18 protein-coding genes are annotated in these 17,511 nt (G+C 65.8%); 6 read left to right on the forward strand and 12 right to left on the reverse strand.

The features are described 5' to 3' along the window. Positions 1-643 precede the first annotated feature (643 nt). Positions 644-1,873: a hypothetical protein gene (locus RAD10_RS35755; protein ID WP_461621114.1), complete on the forward strand. Its 1,230-nt coding sequence runs from the start codon at positions 644-646 to the stop codon at positions 1,871-1,873. Here RAD10_RS35755 and gmk read toward each other — a convergent pair. The 9 genes from gmk to RAD10_RS35800 form a co-directional block, all read right to left on the reverse strand. Beyond that, positions 1,806-2,465: a guanylate kinase gene (gmk, locus tag RAD10_RS35760; protein WP_091954920.1), complete on the reverse strand. Its 660-nt coding sequence runs from the start codon at positions 2,463-2,465 to the stop codon at positions 1,806-1,808. The two genes, RAD10_RS35755 and gmk, sit on opposite strands and share 68 nt — an antisense overlap. A 3-nt stretch (positions 2,466-2,468) precedes the next feature. Then, complete coding sequence (locus RAD10_RS35765; RefSeq protein WP_461621115.1) at positions 2,469-3,356, reverse strand: YicC/YloC family endoribonuclease; 888 nt, start codon at positions 3,354-3,356, stop codon at positions 2,469-2,471. Positions 3,357-3,470: 114 nt separating this feature from the next. Further along, on the reverse strand, positions 3,471-4,745 hold the full coding sequence (gene mltG, locus RAD10_RS35770) for an endolytic transglycosylase MltG (protein ID WP_461621116.1): 1,275 nt from the start codon (positions 4,743-4,745) through the stop codon (positions 3,471-3,473). Positions 4,746-4,870: 125 nt separating this feature from the next. Then, positions 4,871-6,136 (reverse strand): beta-ketoacyl-ACP synthase II, encoded by a 1,266-nt coding sequence (fabF, locus tag RAD10_RS35775; protein WP_461621117.1) that lies wholly within the window; start codon positions 6,134-6,136, stop codon positions 4,871-4,873. A 108-nt stretch (positions 6,137-6,244) separates the two neighbouring features. Beyond that, positions 6,245-6,484: an acyl carrier protein gene (locus RAD10_RS35780; protein WP_008130699.1), complete on the reverse strand. Its 240-nt coding sequence runs from the start codon at positions 6,482-6,484 to the stop codon at positions 6,245-6,247. Positions 6,485-6,797: 313 nt separating this feature from the next. Beyond that, entirely contained in the window at positions 6,798-7,535 is a 738-nt protein-coding gene (fabG, locus tag RAD10_RS35785) for a 3-oxoacyl-[acyl-carrier-protein] reductase (RefSeq protein WP_461621118.1), read from the reverse strand. Between the two features lie 101 nt (positions 7,536-7,636). Beyond that, positions 7,637-8,596, reverse strand: a complete 960-nt coding sequence (fabD, locus tag RAD10_RS35790; RefSeq protein WP_461621119.1) for an ACP S-malonyltransferase — start codon at positions 8,594-8,596, stop codon at positions 7,637-7,639. Between the two features lie 173 nt (positions 8,597-8,769). Beyond that, a complete protein-coding gene (locus RAD10_RS35795) occupies positions 8,770-9,795 on the reverse strand; it encodes a fatty acid desaturase family protein (RefSeq protein ID WP_461621120.1) in 1,026 nt (341 codons plus the stop codon). A gap of 3 nt (positions 9,796-9,798) precedes the next feature. Further along, positions 9,799-10,503 carry a TetR/AcrR family transcriptional regulator C-terminal domain-containing protein gene (locus RAD10_RS35800; protein WP_461621121.1) on the reverse strand — a complete coding sequence of 235 codons (705 nt, stop codon included), beginning with the start codon at positions 10,501-10,503 and terminating at the stop codon, positions 9,799-9,801. A 337-nt stretch (positions 10,504-10,840) separates the two neighbouring features. On the opposite strand from RAD10_RS35800, the gene rpsF reads away from it, so the two are divergent. The 4 genes from rpsF to rplI all read left to right on the forward strand — a co-directional run bounded on the left by rpsF (position 10,841) and on the right by rplI (position 13,359). Next, positions 10,841-11,350, forward strand: a complete 510-nt coding sequence (rpsF, locus tag RAD10_RS35805) for a 30S ribosomal protein S6 (RefSeq protein ID WP_461621122.1) — start codon at positions 10,841-10,843, stop codon at positions 11,348-11,350. Between the two features lie 5 nt (positions 11,351-11,355). Further along, positions 11,356-11,595 carry a 30S ribosomal protein S18 gene (gene rpsR / locus RAD10_RS35810; RefSeq protein ID WP_007592020.1) on the forward strand — a complete coding sequence of 80 codons (240 nt, stop codon included), beginning with the start codon at positions 11,356-11,358 and terminating at the stop codon, positions 11,593-11,595. Between the two features lie 127 nt (positions 11,596-11,722). Further along, the gene (locus tag RAD10_RS35815; RefSeq protein WP_461621123.1) at positions 11,723-12,709 is read left to right on the forward strand and encodes a hypothetical protein; all 987 of its coding nucleotides are present in this window, start codon (positions 11,723-11,725) and stop codon (positions 12,707-12,709) included. A 50-nt stretch (positions 12,710-12,759) separates the two neighbouring features. Then, positions 12,760-13,359 carry a 50S ribosomal protein L9 gene (gene rplI / locus RAD10_RS35820; protein ID WP_461621124.1) on the forward strand — a complete coding sequence of 200 codons (600 nt, stop codon included), beginning with the start codon at positions 12,760-12,762 and terminating at the stop codon, positions 13,357-13,359. A gap of 36 nt (positions 13,360-13,395) precedes the next feature. Here the strand turns inward: rplI and RAD10_RS35825 are convergent, their stop codons facing one another. The 3 genes from RAD10_RS35825 to RAD10_RS35835 form a co-directional block, all read right to left on the reverse strand. Further along, on the reverse strand, positions 13,396-13,863 hold the full coding sequence (locus RAD10_RS35825) for a PaaI family thioesterase (RefSeq protein WP_461621125.1): 468 nt from the start codon (positions 13,861-13,863) through the stop codon (positions 13,396-13,398). 10 nt (positions 13,864-13,873) lie between these two features. Then, positions 13,874-14,470 (reverse strand): TetR/AcrR family transcriptional regulator, encoded by a 597-nt coding sequence (locus tag RAD10_RS35830; protein WP_461621126.1) that lies wholly within the window; start codon positions 14,468-14,470, stop codon positions 13,874-13,876. A gap of 108 nt (positions 14,471-14,578) precedes the next feature. Further along, positions 14,579-15,550, reverse strand: a complete 972-nt coding sequence (locus RAD10_RS35835; protein ID WP_461621127.1) for a hypothetical protein — start codon at positions 15,548-15,550, stop codon at positions 14,579-14,581. A 279-nt stretch (positions 15,551-15,829) separates the two neighbouring features. Here RAD10_RS35835 and RAD10_RS35840 point away from each other — a divergent pair, with 279 nt between their 5' ends. Continuing rightward, positions 15,830-17,080 carry a class I SAM-dependent methyltransferase gene (locus RAD10_RS35840; protein ID WP_461621128.1) on the forward strand — a complete coding sequence of 417 codons (1,251 nt, stop codon included), beginning with the start codon at positions 15,830-15,832 and terminating at the stop codon, positions 17,078-17,080. The last annotated feature ends 431 nt before the right edge of the window (positions 17,081-17,511 follow it).

Below are 17,511 nucleotides of genomic sequence, written 5' to 3' on the forward strand. Positions count from 1 at the left end.
CTTGCTCCGTCATTGCGAGGAGCTCTTGCGACGAAGCAATCCAGAATCCCGTCGCGGAAAGACTCTGGATTGCTTCCGCCTTCGCCAAGGCTTCGGCGGACAAGTCGCTACGCTCGCAATGACGAGTTTGATGCAGCTGTGCGCCAGATTCCCGCTCTCGTGCCCCGGACGCAGCGCAGCGCTTCTTCAGCGGTGCGCTGCAGAGCCGGGGCCCATGTTGCAGCGGTGCGCGGGGCGGCGCTGGGGCCCGGCTCTGCGCAGCAGCGTAAGAACGCTGCAGCGCGTCCGGGACACGAGTGCCCCCTCCACCGCCCGGTCTGCACCGCCCCCTCTCTCACGCACTTTTCGCCCCGTCACTGGCACCGTCAGCCCGAGCGGCTCGGTCAGCACAGTCGGTCAAGGCGACGGCGTGACCTTCACCGGCTCCGGCCGTCTCGGCGCCCGCAGCGGTTCCGGAACCTGGCGGCGCTCCGATGGTTGCGGCGGAACCTGGAGCTCAGCGAAGCAGTAACGCCCAAGGAAATGCCTGATCTCGCGGCGGAACGAACGCGCCGCAAGCCCAATTCAAGCCACATCCTCTCCGGATTTGCGGCTCATTGCCACCCAAGTCTTTGATGACAAAGGGCTGGTTAAGAGTTGCGTCATGCGTAACCGGGAGACCAGGATGGGCAACCGCACCGCAAAATTCGTATCCGCGCTAGTCGGCAGCATCATTGCCGGCGCGCCACTGGCCGCCGTGTCGCAGAACGCGCCGGCGCCATCGAGCACAGCCAACGCGGCCGCCGACTGCCTCGCCTCGCCGAAGGGCGCCGCGCCGCAGGGGCAGCACTGGTACTATCGTCTCGACCGCACGACCAAGCGGCAATGCTGGTATCTGCGCGCCGCAGGCGGCAAATCCTCCCAGACCGCGCAGGCGACGACCGACGCGCCCGAGGCGGATTCGGCCGCGCCGCAAGCGATGCAGAACGCGCGCGCCGAATACACCGCTCCGCAGACGAGTGCCGCACCAGGCATGCCGAACATGAGCGCGCCCGCGCCCGCCGCAGCTAATGCGCCGCCGGTCGCCCAGCAGCCGCCAAGCGGCGCGCCTGCGACCAACGCGCAGCAGCCGGCTGTGACCGCGCGCTGGCCCGAAGCCTCCCCTGCCTCCGCCGCGCCCGCACCGCCGCCGGCCCCCGTTGCGGCCACCGCGCCGGCGGGCGCGAAGCCGGCAAAGCCTCCCGCGCCGATGGCCCTGGCCGGGGCAGACGGCACCGCCGACAAGCCGGCCGGCTCGGTGCAGATGCTGCTGCTCGTGATCGGCGGCGCGCTGGCGCTCGCCGGCATCCTCGCCAGCGTCATCTACCGCTTCGCCGGCGGACGCCTCCGCGTCCAGGCCGCCGACCGCCGCGGACATTGGGACGATTGGGCGCCGCAGGACCATGACGTAAGCCGCGCGCCCTGGCTCGGTGCGGAGCCGGCCGTCACGCCGCGCGCACAGCAGGGCCCCGTCGACTTCGATGAAGTTCGGCCGCCGCAGACCGCGCAAATCGCCGCCTTCACCAAGGAGATCGGCAGGATCGCGGCGCAATCCGCGTCCATTCGCAACAAGGCCGCCGAGCTCGACAAGGCCGACATCTTCAACGGAAAGTTCGAGATCGAGGCATCGGCGCCCCGGCTCGCGATCAAAGATACGGCCGACGAAGAGCCCGTCGATCGCCATGAAGATGCGCAGGTGGATGCGCAGGCCGGGGATGCCGTCGACGTCGACGTGATCACCGCGATGCTGGAACGGCTGGCGAAGCAGGGGCCGCGGCTGCCGCAGCCTAGCCCTGAAGCTGAGCTTGCAGAGCTCGTACGAAACCAACGAGGCCAATCCGCCGCTCGCGCTTGAGGCGCTCGGCCTTCAGGATCGACTGCACCTCGGCAAAGGCCTCGTCGACGTCGTGATTGATCACGATGTAGTCGTACTCGGCCCAGTGGCTCATCTCGTGGCTGGCCCGGCTCATGCGCTTGCGGATGACCTCGTCAGAATCCTGCGCGCGCGAATGCAGGCGTTTTTCGAGATCGCCGGCCGAGGGCGGCAGGATGAAGACGCTGACGACGTCTTCACGGGCCTTGTGCTTCAATTGCTGCGTGCCCTGCCAGTCGATGTCGAACAACACGTCCTGCCCGGCTGACAGCGCCGCCTCGACGGGGCCACGCGGCGTGCCGTAGCTGTTGTCGAACACCGTCGCCCATTCCAGCAGCTCGTCGGCCTTCACCATCGCCTCGAACGTGGCCTTGTCGACGAACGTATAGTCCTTGCCGTTGACCTCGCCCGGCCGCATCGGCCGCGTGGTCGCGGACACCGACATTTTCAAGCCGGACATGCGGTCGATCAAAAGACGCGACAGCGTCGTCTTGCCCGCGCCCGAGGGCGAGGACAGCACGAACATCAATCCGCGCCGCTCGACACCGTCAGTTCCGTGACCGCCGCTCGTCATCGATCACTCCAGATTCTGGACCTGCTCGCGGAACTGCTCGACCACGTTCTTCATGGCGAGGCCCGTATTGGTCAGCTCGATGTCGTTCGACTTCGAGCAGCAGGTGTTGACCTCGCGGTGAAACTCCTGCGCCAGGAAGTCGAGCTTGCGGCCGATCGGGCCACCCTTGCCGATCAGCTCACGCGCCTGCGCGATGTGGGAAGCGATGCGGTCGAGCTCCTCGCGAATGTCGGCCCGGGTGGCGATCAGGATCGCCTCCTGCATCAGGCGGTCGGAATCGAAGCGGTCGGAGGTGTCGAGCAGGCTCGCGATCTGCTCGGCGAGCCTCGCCTTGATCGCCTCCGGCTTGCGGCCGGGCGCGGCTTCCGCCCTCTTCGCCAGTTGCTCGACCTCGTCGACCCGCTGGGTCAGGATCTGCCCGAGCGAAGTGCCCTCGCGCTTGCGCATCTCGACGAGATCGGCGAGCGCCTTGTCGAAGGCCTCGGCGGCGGCGATACGCGCGGCCTTATCCTCTTCCTCGTCGCCCTCGGGCTCGGCGACCTCGACGACGCCCTTGATGGCGAGCAGGCCGTCGATGCTCGGGGCCACCGCATCGACCTTGCCGGCGATGACGGCGGCGGCCTTGAGCACGGCGTTGAGCACGTCCTCGTTGACGCGAACGGTGGCCGCGGCGTTGGCGCGCTTGACGGTGAGATTGGCGTAGACGGTGCCGCGCGACAAAAGCTCGCCGGCGCGTTTCTTGGCGTGGGCCTCGAGCTCGTCGAACCCTTGCGGCAGCCGCACCCTGAGGTCAAAGCCCTTGGCGTTGACCGACTTCAATTCCCATTCGAATGTGTACGGCCCGCTTGCGCCGTGGCATCTCGCAAAGCCGGTCATCGACGACAGCGCCATCAGGTCAATTTCTCCGGAAACACGGGATTCGCGAGGCATCAAGCCACGCGAATCTTAAGACTATTTTGCAGGAAAGTGGAATCCGCAAAGCCGGCAAGCAGGTCTGCAACGCGCCTAGCGCTGGACCACCGGCGGCGAGGGCTGCACCGCGCCCTGCCGCGCCGGTGCCGGAGCGGCGGGGCGCGCCGCAGGCGGCTTTTTCTGTTGGTTGGGCCGGGCCGGCGTCGTCGCCGTCGGCGTATCGGCAGCCCCGGGCGCGACGGCGGCGGGCGGCGCCGCATCCTCGGCCGGCTCCACCGTGTCGTTCTGGATTTGCTTTTCCATCGCGCGGAGCTTGGCGACGTTCTTCTGATGGGCGTCGTAAGTCTCGGTAAAGGCGTGCCCGCCGGTGCCGTCGGCGACGAAGAAGAGGTCGCGGGTGCGAGCCGGATTGGCGGCGGCCTCCAGCGAGGCGCGGCCGGGGTTGGCGATCGGACCCGGCGGCAGGCCCTCGATCACATAGGTGTTGTAGGGCGAAGGCTGCGTGATCTCGCTGCGCTTGATCGGGCGGCCCAGCGTGCCCTTGCCGCCGACGAGGCCATAGATGATGGTCGGATCGGACTGCAGCTTGATCCGCTGCTTCAGCCGGTTGGTGAACACCGCGGCGACGCGGCTGCGCTCGTCCGGCTTGCCGGTTTCTTTTTCGACGATCGAGGCGAGCGTCACCAGCTGCTCCGGCGACTTGACCGGAATGTCCTGATTGCGGCGCTCCCAGATCTCGGCGAGCACGCGCTTGTGCGCCTGCTGCATGCGCTGGACCACCTGCTCGCGCGGGGTGCCGCGCGGGAATTTGTAGGTCTCCGGCAGCAGCGTGCCCTCGCGCGGCAACTCGCGCACGCTGCCGGTGAAGATGTCGTTGTCGGACAGGCGCGCCACGATCTGCTCGGAGGTCAGGCCCTCCGGAATCGTCACGGCGTGCTGCACCACCTTGCCCTCGACGATGGTGGCGATGACGTCGCGGAGCGATGCGTTCTTCTGGAACGAATATTCACCCGGCTTGAGGTCCGAGCTCGCCTTCAACGCGGCAACGCTGGCGATGAACACCCACGGGTTGATGTCGGTCACGCCTTCCCGGTTCAGCGTCTCGGCAATGTCGCGCTTGCCCGCACGCTGGGGGATGTTGACGATCTTGTCATCCTTGAGCGGCCCGGGCGCCTCGAGCACTTGCCGGCCGTAATAATAGACGCCGCCGGCGCCGAGCATGGCGATCAGCAGAAGGGTGATGATGGCGTTGCCGACGACCACGAAAGGATTGCGCGCACGGTCCGATCGCTTCGGCGGCGGCGGGACCTGCTCGGGCTCGAGCGCTGCCCGCGGACTCCGGGGCGAAATGGGCGGCCTTTCACTCATCGAAACAACCTGAATCCTGCCGGTTCAATCGCGGCCCGACAATCGCTTGCCCTGCCAAATGCACGCGCCCACTTCCATGACTATCGCCGAATACGGCAAAACGGTGGATTCGTCTCAAACTTAAACTAACTGGCCAGGCGCCGGACGATCACCGACGCATTGGTACCGCCAAAACCAAACGAGTTCGACAAGGCGACGTTGACCTCTCGCTTCTTCGCCTTATGCGGCACGAGATCGATCACAGTCTCCACCGACGGATTGTCGAGGTTGATCGTCGGCGGCACGACATTATCGCGAATCGCGAGAATGGCGAAGATCGCCTCGATCGCACCGGCCGCACCGAGGAGATGACCCGTCGACGACTTGGTCGAGGACATCGCAACCTTGGAGGCGGCATTGCCGAGCAGACGCTCGACGGCGCCGAGCTCGATCTCGTCGCCGAGCGGCGTCGAGGTGCCGTGCGCGTTGATGTAATCGAGATCGGAGGCGGTCAGGCCGGCGCGCTTGAGCGCGGCCGACATGCTGCGGAAGCCGCCATCGCCGTCGGGCGACGGCGAGGTAATGTGATAGGCATCACCCGAAAGACCGTAGCCGATCACCTCGGCATAGATCTTGGCGCCACGGCGCCTGGCGTGCTCGAGCTCTTCCAGCACCAGGACGCCGGCGCCCTCGCCCATCACAAAACCGTCGCGGTCCTTGTCATAGGGACGCGAGGCTTTCTCGGGTGTGTCGTTGAAACCGGTCGAGAGCGCGCGCGCGGCGTTGAAACCGGCAATGCCGATCCGGCTGATCGGCGATTCCGCGCCGCCAGCGACCATCACGTCGGCATCGCCCAGCGCGATCAGGCGGGCGGCATCGCCGACGGCGTGTGCGCCGGTCGAGCAGGCCGTGACCACCGAATGGTTCGGTCCCTTCAGTCCGTGCGCGATCGAGACGTAGCCGGAAGCCAGATTGATCAGACGGCCCGGAATGAAGAACGGCGACACCCGGCGCGGTCCGCGCTCCTTGAGCAGGATCGCGGTCTCGGCAATGCCGTTGAGGCCGCCGATGCCCGATCCGATCATGGTGCCGGTCGCGCATTTGTCCTCTTCGGTCTCGGGATGCCAGTTGGCGTCGTCGAGCGCCTGGCCGGCGGCGGCCATGCCGAAGATGATGAAGTCGTCGACCTTGCGCTGGTCCTTCGGCTCCATCCACTTGTCGGGATTGAAGGTGTCGTTGGCGCCGTCGCCGCGCACGACCGTGCAGGCGTATTTGGTCTGAAGATCGGAGACATCGAAGCTCTCGATCTTGCGCGCACCGCTCTCGCCGTTGAGGATGCGCTTCCAGGTCGGCTCGACGCCGCAGCCGAGAGGCGACACCATGCCGAGACCAGTGACGACAACCCGCCTCATATCCGAAAACTCCGCATCGAAAGATTCACGGCCAATAACAAGAAACCGGCTGACCGCTGGGAAGCGGCCCGTCCGGTTTCAATGTTGTCCCCGCGAAAATGAAGAGCCTTAGCTCTTCGCGTTCTTCTCGAGAAACTTCGTGGCGTCGCCGACAGTGAGAATCGTTTCCGCAGCGTCGTCCGGAATCTCGCAACCGAATTCTTCTTCGAACGCCATCACCAGCTCGACGGTGTCCAGACTGTCGGCGCCGAGGTCGTCGATGAAGCTCGCGGCGTCGACAACCTTCTCGGGTTCAACACCAAGGTGTTCGACCACGATCTTCTTAACCCGTTCGCCAATGTCACTCATTGCATAACCTCGTGTTGTTCCCTGTAGACCCGACCCCCCGGGACGATACGAGCCGTCGTGGTCGTGTTACTTGCCTTCGCTTACGAACTTTGATTTGGCCCCATCCTAACCGATACAGGGCCCGGCGAACGACGGCCAAGGCTCCGCATCGCCAATATACAGGGTTTCAAAAACCTGCAATGGCGTTCTTTGCCCATCCGTTGAGCGTCCGGTTATCATACTTCAACTGCCTTGACTATAAGCCTCATTTCCCTCCGGAAACGGCCGTTTGCCGCATCCGCACAGCCCATGTGGGCAGTGCGGAACGAGCGCTTCAGATCATGGCCATGCCGCCGTTGACGTGAATGGTCTGGCCGGTGACGTAGGCTGCTTCGTTCGAACTCAGGTAGACGGCGGCCGCCGCGATATCCTCGGGCGTCCCCAGGCGGGCGGCCGGAACCTTGGTCAGAATCGTTTCGCGCTGCTTGTCGTTGAGCGCATCGGTCATCGGCGTCTTGATGAAGCCCGGTGCGATGCAGTTGGCGGTGACGCCGCGCTTGGCGTATTCGGCCCCCAGCGTCTTGATCATGCCGATCAGGCCCGCTTTCGAGGCCGTGTAATTGCCCTGCCCGGGATTGCCGGTGACGCCGACCACCGACGTGATGGCGATGATGCGGCCGAAGCGCTTGCGCATCATCAGCTTGGTGGCGGCGCGTGCCAGGCGGAAGGTCGCGGTCAGATTGACGTTAATGACCTCCTCCCAATCCTCGTCACGGAGCTGCACGAAGAGATTGTCGCGGGTGATGCCGGCATTGGCGATGAGGATGTCGAGCTGGCCCATTGCCGCTTCCGCAGCGGGCACCAGCGCCTCGACCTCGTCGGCCTTGGAGAGATTGCAGGGCAGCACATGGGTGCGCTCGCCGAGCTTGCCGGCAAGCTCGTCCAGCACCTCCTTGCGCGTTCCTGATATCGCAACGGTCGCGCCCTGCGCGTGCAGCGCCTGCGCGATCGCGCCGCCGATACCGCCGGTCGCGCCGGTGACGAGCGCCTTTTTGCCAGTCAGATCGAACATCGAAAACTCCTCCAAAGCACGATCCGGAAAAGTGCGCAGCGGTTTTCCGAAAGATCGTGCGTAAACTGAAAAACTCAAGCGCGACGAGAAATCATCGCGCTTTAGCCCTGCTTGGCAGCGGCCAATGCATCCTTGGCGGCGGCAATGTCGTTCGGGCCACCGACTGAAACGCCGACGGCGCCGTCCGCGATGCGCTTGACGAGACCGGACAGCACCTTGCCGGCGCCGATCTCGAAGAACCGCGTGACGCCCTGCCCTGCCATATAGGCAACCGACTCGCGCCAGCGCACGGTGCCGGTGACCTGCTCGACCAGGCGGCGACGAATCTCGTCGGGATCGGTGATGGCGCTCGCCAGCACGTTCGACACCAGCGGCGAAGCGGGGGCCTTGATCGTGACCTTCGACAGCGCTTCGGCCATGGCGTCGGCAGCGGGCTGCATCAGCTTGCAATGGAACGGGGCGGACACCGGCAGCAGCATCGCGCGCTTGGCGCCCTTGGTCTTGGCGATCTCGACGGCGCGATCGACCGCGGCCTTGTCGCCCGAGACGACAACCTGCCCGCCGCCATTGTCGTTGGCGGCCTGGCAGACCTGCCCCTGCGCCGCCTCCTTGGCGACCTCCATGGCGGTCTCATAGTCGAGGCCGAGCAGCGCGGCCATCGCGCCGGCGCCGACCGGAACGGCTTTTTGCATTGCGAGACCGCGGGTGCGAAGCAGGCGGGCCGTATCCGAGACCGTCAGGCTGCTGGCCGCAGCCAGCGCCGAATATTCACCGAGCGAGTGGCCGGCGACGAAGGCCGCATCTCGTCCCACGGAAAATCCCGCCTCCGCCTCCAGCACGCGCAGGGTGGCGACAGACACCGCCATCAGCGCCGGCTGGGCGTTTTCGGTGAGCTGGAGGGTTTCGGCCGGACCGTCCCAGATGATCGCCGTCAGCTTCTCCCCCAGCGCGGCGTCGACCTCGTCGAACACGGCGCGCGCCACCGGAAAGGCATCGGCCAGGGCCTTGCCCATGCCGACCGCCTGGGAACCCTGCCCAGGAAATGTGAATGCAGCCGTCATCGGCGCTCCCTGCTTGTCGGACACGATCCCCGCGAGAACCGGCAGCCGATTACGCACGGCGTTAGGCCATGGTTCCGGATCGTGCTCCAAAGGGGGCCGTAGACACTGTCCGGGGCCGGACTGTCAAGCCGAGATGGGAACTTCGAGCAGCACTCAACTGGGGATGCGCCCCCTCAAAACCCACCGGCGGTCTGGTTGGCATCGACCTCCGCTCCGGCCTGCGCACGGCGCGCGCTGCTCGCCAACTGCCCCGGCCGATCCTCCCTGTCAGGCTTTGCTGTCGCAAGCCGCAACACCGCCGCGTAGTTCGGCTGCACCTCCATGCGGCCGGCGTGCCGGCTCTCGCTCAGCAGGCGATGGACCTTCGGCAGATTGTAACAGGGCACGTAGAACAGCAGATGATGCTCGAGGTGATAATTGACGTAGTACGGCGCGATGAACAGGCGCTCGAGAACATTGGCATGCGTGGTGCGGGTGTTGCGCAGGGGATCGCTGCTGTCGGGGACGACGGCATGCTCTGCAATGTTACGGATGCGGGTGATGACCATCATCCAGGTCAGAAGCGGCACCAGCCAGAGCAGCGGATAGGCCCACCATACGCCGGCCGCCGCGAGCGCTGCGAACATCGCGGCGTTGAGGAGGCATTGCGGGCCGAGCTTGTCCCAGAAATGCGCCAGACGCTGCCGCCACGGCCAGTCCTTCGGCCCTAGCGCATTGAGCAGCTGCGCCTTGCGCTGCTGGTAGCCGGTCTGTCCGGTGATGTCGCGAATGAACTTGCGACGATAGCTCAGCTTTGTAATCGGAAACGGCGCCGACAGCACGAGATCGGGATCATCCTCCTGCTGCGTGCGCGCATGGTGCTGCAGGTGGTAACGCCGGTAGCTGCGCGTCTCCGCAAACAGCGGATAGGCACAGAGCCACTGGCTCAGGGCCAGATTGGTTTTCTCGTCGGCGGACAGGCAGCCATGCGCGCCATCATGCATCAGGATCGCGAGGCCCAGCTGGCGCGAGCCGATGATTGCGACGGCGAGGACATAAGTGACCGGATTGGGCCACCAGGCGACCAATGCGATCGCGCCAATGATCAGCGCCCAGGCGTGCGCGATCAGCGCAACACCTTTCCAGGTCACACGCTCTCGGACATCGGCGAGCTGGTCATCGGTCAGGAAATCGCGGGCACGCATGCGAAGCGCGGTCATGGCCTAGCCTTCCTCGTTCGAATTGCTTGATGCCTCGCGCCCCTCGACGAGACGCAGGCGCGCCGTGTCATCGGATTTCGCCTGCTCGCCGAGCACGCGCAGCATCTCGGCGCAGAGCGCCTCGGACGAACGGCCCATGGCGTAGCCTTCGAGAATGACGCCGATGGCGACGGCCCAGAACCGCCGCGAGCTTTCGTCCGGCGCGCGCAGCGAGCGCCAGCCGTGCCGCGCCACCTGGCTCGCATAGGCGCGCGCGCCTTCGCCGTGCAGGCGCTCGATCGTGCGCTCGACGAGCGGCGCAAGATCCTGGCGGCGCCGCGTCAATGTCAGCGCCTCGGCGAAGAAAGCCACTGAATCGCTCGCCGTCACGGTCTCCGCCAGCGCATGCGTGTAGTCCCGTGGCGTGCGCGCCTTCAGCGCCGCCTGCTCGGTCGCACGCGCCAGATACAGCAGCTCGCGGCAGGCGCATTCGACGAACAGCGCCTCCTTGGTGCGGAAGTAGTAGGTGATCTGGCTCGGGAATGCGTCCGCTGCGGCGGCGATGTCGGTGATCGCTGTGCCCGACAGCCCCCGCTCCCGGAACAGCGGGCTTGCCGCATCCAGCAGCAGCGAGCGCATCTTGCGCCCCGCCGACCGTGTGGCCCGCGCGGCATGCTTCGGATCGCCCGCGGACGCCTCAAATGGAGCCTGGACCGATTCACCCGTCATCAGCACCTCCCGACCTCATTATTTGTATGATATACAAACAAATAGGTCAAGCTGGTACGGGAGGGTGGTTTGAAGGCCCCCTGTCAGCTCCGTCTGGCCGAAAACGAGGTCTTCAACCTTGCCAAGTCAGCCAAAATCCGTATAAGGCGCGCATCCGCAGACCCCGGCCGGGAGCTGAACGGACGGTCTCAGCAAGTCATTCGTGATTTTGGTGTGGCAGGGCCAGTCGGCCCGTCGTCCCGTGCTTCCGCCTTCTGAGCTTAATCCCAGAGTCCTTTCCGAAGGCCTCTTAAGGGCTTGACGCCGGGCGATGCGCCAACATGAGGAAAGGACCACCATGGCTCTTTATGAGCATGTTTTTCTTGCGCGTCAGGACGCGAGCACGCAGCAGGTCGAAGAACTGACTGCGCAGATGACCGGCATCGTCGAGGGTCTCGGCGGCAAGGTCACCAAGACCGAGAATTGGGGCATACGCTCCCTCACCTACCGCATGAACAAGAACCGCAAGGCGCACTTCGTGCTGCTCAACATCGACGCGCCGTCCGCGGCGATCGCCGAGATCGAGCGCCAGGAGCGCATCAGCGAAGACGTGATCCGCTATCTCAGCGTCCGCGTCGAGGAGCTCGAGGAAGGCCCGTCCGCGATGATGCGCAAGGCCGACCGTGACCGCGAGCGCGACGACCGTGGCGGCGGCTTCCGTGGCGACCGCGAAGGCGGTGGCTTCCGTGGCGACCGCGAGGGTGGTTTCCGTGGTGGCGATCGTGACGGTGGCGGCTTCCGCGGTGACCGCGGCCCACGCCGTCCGCGCGAAGAAGCTGAAACCACCACCACGACGGACGGGGAGTAAGAACAATGGCTGAAGCTGGTGCACGCCGCCCATTTTTCCGTCGTCGCAAGAGCTGCCCGTTCACGGGCGCCAATGCTCCCAAGATCGACTACAAGGACTCCAAGCTGCTGATGCGTTACGTCTCCGAGCGCGGCAAGATCGTGCCGAGCCGCATCACCGCGGTGTCCGCGAAGAAGCAGCGTGAGCTCGCCCGCGCCATCAAGCGCGCGCGGTTCCTGGGCCTGTTGCCCTACGTCATTCGCTGATACGAATTTAGCCGGCGGCGACATCGCCGCCGGCTAAACTCTTTAATTTCATAAGGCTTCCGGGTCGTCCGGTCGCCGATGGTTGGGGCGAGATGCCTCTAACCGCTCGAAGGGAGCGGGACAGCTGATGATGGCCTTTGTGCTGATAGCCTTGATCGCCGGCGCTGCGTCGGCCCTGATGTTCGCTTCGATCATTTCGGGCGCGCTGATCTCGCTCGTCCTGTTCTATCTCGCACCGCTGCCGCTGATGGTCGCCGCGATCGGCTGGGGACCGCTTTGCGCAAGCCTCGGCGGCATCGCTGCTGCGATCGGCCTCGGTGCCCTGTTCGGCCTGCCCTATTGCATCGCATTCGCCGTCACCGTCGCGCTGCCGGCGTGGTGGCTCGGCCATCTCGTCCTGCTCAGCCGTCCTGTGGGAAAGGTTGCCGTGGGACATGTCGCGCCTGACGCCGCCGCGCCCGCCGAACCTGAGCTCGAATGGTATCCGGTCGGCCGCATCCTGCTGTGGCTCGCGGGCTTCGCCACGTTGACCACGATCGCCGCCCTGCTCACGCTCGGGACCGACGCCGAGACCATCATCGGCACGCTGCGGCGCGGCCTGATGCGCCTGCTCCGGGCCACCGACCCGCAAAGCTCCGGCGAAGCCGGTCAGTTCGTCGACGCGATGGTGCGGATCGCACCGGCCGGGGCCACCATCATCGCGATGATGACGCTGACCCTCAACCTTTGGCTCAGCGCCAAGATCACGGCGACGTCGGGCCGGCTGCGCCGCCCGTGGCCGGACATGAAGACGGCGGAGCTCCCGCCGATGACGCTGGTGGCGCTCTGCATCGCGCTCGCCTTCTGCTTCACCGGCGGGCTGCTCGCGATCGCCGCACAGATCGCCGCGGCCGCGCTGATGATGGGCTATGCGGTAACCGGCTTTGCCGTGCTGCATACGCTCACGCTGGCGCTGAAGAGCCGCACGTTCTGGCTCGGCTCGACCTACGCCGTCGTGGTCGTGTTCGGATGGCCTGTGATCGCGATGGTGATCCTCGGCCTTGCGGATGCCGTGTTCGGCTTCCGCGAACGCTTCCTGCGCAGCCGGCAACCGCCGCCGCTGCCGACCCCTTGAGTTCAACCCGAAACCGAAACCTTACAGAGCACTTCAAAAGGAGAACGAATATGGAAGTCATTTTGCTGGAACGCGTCAACAAGCTCGGTCAGATGGGCGAAGTCGTGAAGGTTCGCGACGGCTATGCCCGCAATTTCCTGCTCAAGCGCGGCAAGGCGTTGCGCGCCACGGCCGACAACCGTGCCAAGTATGACGGCATGAAGGCCGAGCTCGAGGCCCGCAACCTCGCCTCGAAGGGCGAAGCTTCCAAGGTCGCCGAGAAGATCGAAGGCAAGAACATCATCGTGATCCGCCAGGCCTCCGAAGCCGGCCAGCTGTTCGGCTCGGTCAACGTGCGTGACATCGTTATCGCGTTCGAAGCCGATGGCGTTTCCCTCGCCCGCCCGCAGATCCAGCTCGACGCGCCGATCAAGACCATCGGCAAGCACGCGATCACCGTCGCCGTCCACCCCGAGGTCGAGGTCGAGATCACCGTGACGGTCGCGCGCAGCCAGGACGAGGCCGAGCGCATCAACCGCGGCGAGGACATCTCGACCCGCAATGAGGACCGCGACGCGGCCGCCGAGGCGATCGCCGCCGCCGGCGAGTTCTTCGATCCGGAAGCCGAGCACGACGAAGCCGAGCCGGCACCGGCCGCGGAAGAGAAGTAAGCCTCGCATTCATACGCGAAGCGAAGCCCGGTCGCCTCAGGCGGCCGGGCTTTTCGTTTTGGCGGCGACGTCCTCGCTCAACATCGCGATCGAGGCCAGCGCCGTCGCCGTGTGCTTCTCGACACCGTCGCTGACGCAGAACACGTCGGCCGCGACCACCGACACCTGGCGGCCCGGCTTGATCACGCGGGCACGGCAGATCAGCTTCTCGCCGACCGCGGGCGACAACAGATTGAGCTTGTATTCCGCCGTCAGGGCCGGCTGGCCGCGCGAGGTCGCGGCTGCGATCGTCGTGGCGTTGTCGACCAGGAAGGCGGTAACCCCGCCGTGGAAGAAGCCGTGCTGCTGCAGCAGCTCCGGCCGGCGATCCACAGCGATCGTGCAAGTGCCGCGCGACAATTCCGAAAGCTCGGCGCCGACCAGGTTCATGAAGCCTTGCCGGCCGACATTGGCGTGGATGCGTTCGGCTACAGTGGCGAATTCGGGATCTGCTGCGGCGCTCATGAGGCCTCTCCTATGTCTTGTTGATGCGTTCGGGCGGCCGCAGCGCACGGCCGGCACAGGCGATCAGCGTGTCGGCCTCGACGCGCGGATCGGCGCGGTCGCGTCCCGACAGGAAAGCGCGGCAGAAGATCTGCGCCGGGCCGATGAGCTGGCTCACGAACATCACCGGCGTCATCGCCAAGAGCTCGCCATTTGCGACCAGCGGCGCGCGCCAGCGCTCGATGCCGTCGGCGAGCCGCGCATTCTGCGCGCGCTGGGCGTCGCGAACCTCCTCACCCCACTCGCTTCGCGATATCTCGAACAGGTAGCGCGCCTCGCGCCGGCTGGTCACGACCCAGTCGAGATGGGCCCGGATCAGCCGGTCGATGCCCTGCTCCGCATCGGGCACGGGGTCGAGCGCCGCCAGCACCGCGGCGTGATAGTGCCGCAAGACCTCCAGGAACAGCGCACCGGCGAGCTCCTTCTTCGAGCCGAAGGCGTGAAAGAAGCTGCCATTGGAGGCGCGGGCCCGGGTGCGGATCGCGGCCACCGTCGCGGCTTCGAAGCCGACGCGGTCGAACACGATCAGCCCGGCTGCCAACAGGTCGTTCCGCACGCTCGCCGTCATGGACGCCTCCTAGAGTATTACTCTAGAGCAATACTCTAGGCGCGGTCAATGCAATGCAGAGGCCGCGATGAACGCGACCTCCGCATGTCGATCAAAAACGTCGCTGGCTTAGCGCGAGATGGGCGGCGTTGGCGGACCGGAGGACTCGGCCGGCGCAGCAGGCGGCGCTGCAGCGGTCGCGGGCGGTGCCGGCTGCGGCCTGGCCGCCGGTTCGGAGCTGGCCGCAGGCGCGGCCGGCTTGGGAGCAGCCTCTTCCGCCGGCTTGGGCGCGGCTGGCTCGGCAGGCTTCGCGGCAGCCGGAGCAGCCGGCGTTACCGCCGGGACCGGATCGGGCCGCAGCGCCGGAGCTTCACTGCCGCGGGGCTCGGCCTTGGCACTGTCAGGCTTGGTCTCAACAGGCTTCTCGGACGCCTTGCCGCTGTCGGGCTTGGCCTCGTCGCGACCGGGCTCGACCTTGGCCGTGTCGGGCTTGGACTCAGGCTTGGCTTCGGGCTTGGACTCGCTCTTCTTCTCGTCAGTGGCTGGCGCCGCGGCATCGACCTTCGGCACCTCCTCGGTGCCGGGCTTGGCGCGGCGCTTGCTCTTGCGTCCCTCGGGCGCAGCCTGTCCCTCGGGCTTCATGCCCTCTTCGGCCGGCCGTGCGGCACGCTTCTGGCGTGCACCTTCCGCTGCGGGAGCAGCAGCCTCGCCGTCCGGCCTGACCGCGTCCTGGGGGCGCGGACGGCGGCCCTGATGTTCGGGATTGGTGCTCGCGTCCTTTTCCTTGGCGCCGTCCTTCTTGCCGTCCTTGGCCTGGTAGCGGGTATCGGTGGCGCCGTTGGAGACGAGATAGGAGGCGAGGATGCCCGCCATGTCCGAGCTCGTGGTGTAGTGCTGGCGCAGGAAGCCCGGCAGCGAGCCCGGCGCGACGGATTTCAGAAGTCCGCGCGGGCTCTTGTGGCATGCATTGCAGGTCTGCGCGAAAAGCTGGGACGGGGTTTTGCCGGCCTCGAGGTTGGTCACCTGCGCAAAAGCGGTATCGGCCGCGCCGAAGCCGATCAGAAGCAATACCGTCGCGAGGCTGAGCGCTCGGCTCGACATTCCCATCATCTCCATTGAATTCCGAGAGTTGCAGCCGGCGTCCGGCGCGGCAGCGGTCACCTTTTATCCGATTGAGCCACGAATGGAAGCAGGCACCACGCGCAAGGATGTGATTAAGCGGTTTGCGAATATCGGCTGTGAACTCAGCGCATTAGCGCAGCCGATCCTGCCTCCCTAAATTTGGATGCAAGCGCATAGGAACCGCCGCGTCACCTGGGCGTCAGAAGTGAAGGCCGGGTTAGTCGCATCCCTTCGGGTTCGCTCGAGAGGAAGGTGTCGATGGACCTCTTGTTGCGTAGATTTCTGTCTCAATTCATCCGCCGCGGCACGATGACGGTGACCGGCTCGAGCGGATCGAAGTTCACCGTTGGCGACGGCACTGGCGAACCGGTCGCGGTGCGCTTCGTCACCGCGGAGGCGGAGCGGAAGATCCTCGTCAATCCCGAGCTCGGGCTTGGCGAGGCCTATATGGACCGCGAGTTCGTCGTCGAGCGCGGCACCATAGCTGATGCCCTCGCGATCCTGCTCGATCAACCCGACCTATTGCCGCAGTGGGCAAAACCCTGGTGGCGCCTGCGCTATCTGACGCGGCATCTGAAGCAGTTCAATCCGCGCTCGCGCTCCCGCCACAACGTCGCGCATCACTATGATCTCGATGCCCGGCTCTATTCGCTCTTCCTGGACGCCGACAAGCAATATAGCTGCGCCTATTTCGAGACGCAGGACGCGACGCTCGACGACGCGCAACTCGCCAAGAAACGGCACATCGCCGCAAAGCTGTTGGTCAGGCCCGGCCAGCGCGTCCTCGACATCGGCTCGGGCTGGGGCGGGCTCGGGCTCTACCTCGCCGATATCGCCGGCGCCGACGTCACCGGCGTGACGCTGTCGAGCGAGCAGCTGCAGCTCGCCAATGCGCGCGCGGCCGAGAAGCGCCTGACCGGCTCGGCCAGATTCCTGCTCCAGGACTATCGCGACATCGAAGGCCCGTTCGACCGCGTCGTCTCGGTCGGCATGCTCGAGCATGTCGGCGCCCGCTTCTACGACACCTACTTCCAACGCTGCGCCGAGCTGTTGAGCGAAAACGGCATCATGCTGCTGCACGCGATCGGCCGTTCGCAGGGCCCGGACTCGACCAATCCCTGGATCGCCAAATACATCTTCCCCGGCGGCTACATCCCGGCGCTGTCGGAGGTGCTGCCGGCGATCGAGCGCGCCGGCCTCCTGGTCTGCGATATCGAGATCCTGCGCCTGCATTACGCGGAAACTCTGAAGGCCTGGCGGGAACGTTTCATGGCGCGGCGCGAGGAGGCCGTGCAGCTCTACGACGAGCGCTTCGCGCTGATGTGGGAATTCTATCTGGCGGCCTGCGAGATGACGTTCCGCAAGCAGGCCATGATGAACTTCCAGATCCAGCTCACCCGGCGCCAGGGCGTGGTGCCGATCACCCGCGACTACATGCCGCGTGAAGAAGCCCGGCTGCGAGCTCGCGAACGCGCGAGCAAGCCCAGGCTGAAATTGGCTGGTGAATAGGTCCTAGTCTGGTGAATAGATCCTAGTGCCGCAGGGTCGAAATCTGGGAGGAGCGGAAACTGGCCGTTAACGCCAGTTGCGCCCTCAGCGCGACCAGGATTTCCGGGGCAACAGGCTGGCGACGTATTTCCGGCCGTTCCGCGTGCTCCATGGCCGCAATCAGCCCCGAGAGCCAAAGCCGGCTACCTGCCTCGCTCCGCCAAATCTGGTGCTGCCGTTCTGGCCGCATCGCCTGCCTCGTTCCCTGTTGACGGATCGCGGGAGACAATTCCCTCCCCGCCTGCCTGTTCCCGTCTTACCCCCGAAAGATTCCGGGGAGATGTGATCCAATTCACATAAGTCTGGTCGGGCCTGGCCTAGACCGTCGCCATGAGCAAAGAGACCCAAACCTCATTCGACGTGCAGGACGACCTCCGCACCGATTACGCCCT

Source organism: Bradyrhizobium sp. 23AC (assembly GCF_054863025.1).

What these genes read in the sequence shown, in the direction of transcription:
- RAD10_RS35755 (WP_461621114.1), top strand. Translation starts at nt 644, where the DNA reads ATGCGTAACCGGGAGACCAGGATGGGCAACCGCACCGCAAAATTCGTA.
- gmk (WP_091954920.1), bottom strand. Translation starts at nt 2,465, where the DNA reads ATGACGAGCGGCGGTCACGGAACTGACGGTGTCGAGCGGCGCGGATTG.
- RAD10_RS35765 (WP_461621115.1), bottom strand. Translation starts at nt 3,356, where the DNA reads ATGGCGCTGTCGTCGATGACCGGCTTTGCGAGATGCCACGGCGCAAGC.
- mltG (WP_461621116.1), bottom strand. Translation starts at nt 4,745, where the DNA reads ATGAGTGAAAGGCCGCCCATTTCGCCCCGGAGTCCGCGGGCAGCGCTC.
- fabF (WP_461621117.1), bottom strand. Translation starts at nt 6,136, where the DNA reads ATGAGGCGGGTTGTCGTCACTGGTCTCGGCATGGTGTCGCCTCTCGGC.
- RAD10_RS35780 (WP_008130699.1), bottom strand. Translation starts at nt 6,484, where the DNA reads ATGAGTGACATTGGCGAACGGGTTAAGAAGATCGTGGTCGAACACCTT.
- fabG (WP_461621118.1), bottom strand. Translation starts at nt 7,535, where the DNA reads ATGTTCGATCTGACTGGCAAAAAGGCGCTCGTCACCGGCGCGACCGGC.
- fabD (WP_461621119.1), bottom strand. Translation starts at nt 8,596, where the DNA reads ATGACGGCTGCATTCACATTTCCTGGGCAGGGTTCCCAGGCGGTCGGC.
- RAD10_RS35795 (WP_461621120.1), bottom strand. Translation starts at nt 9,795, where the DNA reads ATGACCGCGCTTCGCATGCGTGCCCGCGATTTCCTGACCGATGACCAG.
- RAD10_RS35800 (WP_461621121.1), bottom strand. Translation starts at nt 10,503, where the DNA reads ATGACGGGTGAATCGGTCCAGGCTCCATTTGAGGCGTCCGCGGGCGAT.
- rpsF (WP_461621122.1), top strand. Translation starts at nt 10,841, where the DNA reads ATGGCTCTTTATGAGCATGTTTTTCTTGCGCGTCAGGACGCGAGCACG.
- rpsR (WP_007592020.1), top strand. Translation starts at nt 11,356, where the DNA reads ATGGCTGAAGCTGGTGCACGCCGCCCATTTTTCCGTCGTCGCAAGAGC.
- RAD10_RS35815 (WP_461621123.1), top strand. Translation starts at nt 11,723, where the DNA reads ATGATGGCCTTTGTGCTGATAGCCTTGATCGCCGGCGCTGCGTCGGCC.
- rplI (WP_461621124.1), top strand. Translation starts at nt 12,760, where the DNA reads ATGGAAGTCATTTTGCTGGAACGCGTCAACAAGCTCGGTCAGATGGGC.
- RAD10_RS35825 (WP_461621125.1), bottom strand. Translation starts at nt 13,863, where the DNA reads ATGAGCGCCGCAGCAGATCCCGAATTCGCCACTGTAGCCGAACGCATC.
- RAD10_RS35830 (WP_461621126.1), bottom strand. Translation starts at nt 14,470, where the DNA reads ATGACGGCGAGCGTGCGGAACGACCTGTTGGCAGCCGGGCTGATCGTG.
- RAD10_RS35835 (WP_461621127.1), bottom strand. Translation starts at nt 15,550, where the DNA reads ATGTCGAGCCGAGCGCTCAGCCTCGCGACGGTATTGCTTCTGATCGGC.
- RAD10_RS35840 (WP_461621128.1), top strand. Translation starts at nt 15,830, where the DNA reads ATGGACCTCTTGTTGCGTAGATTTCTGTCTCAATTCATCCGCCGCGGC.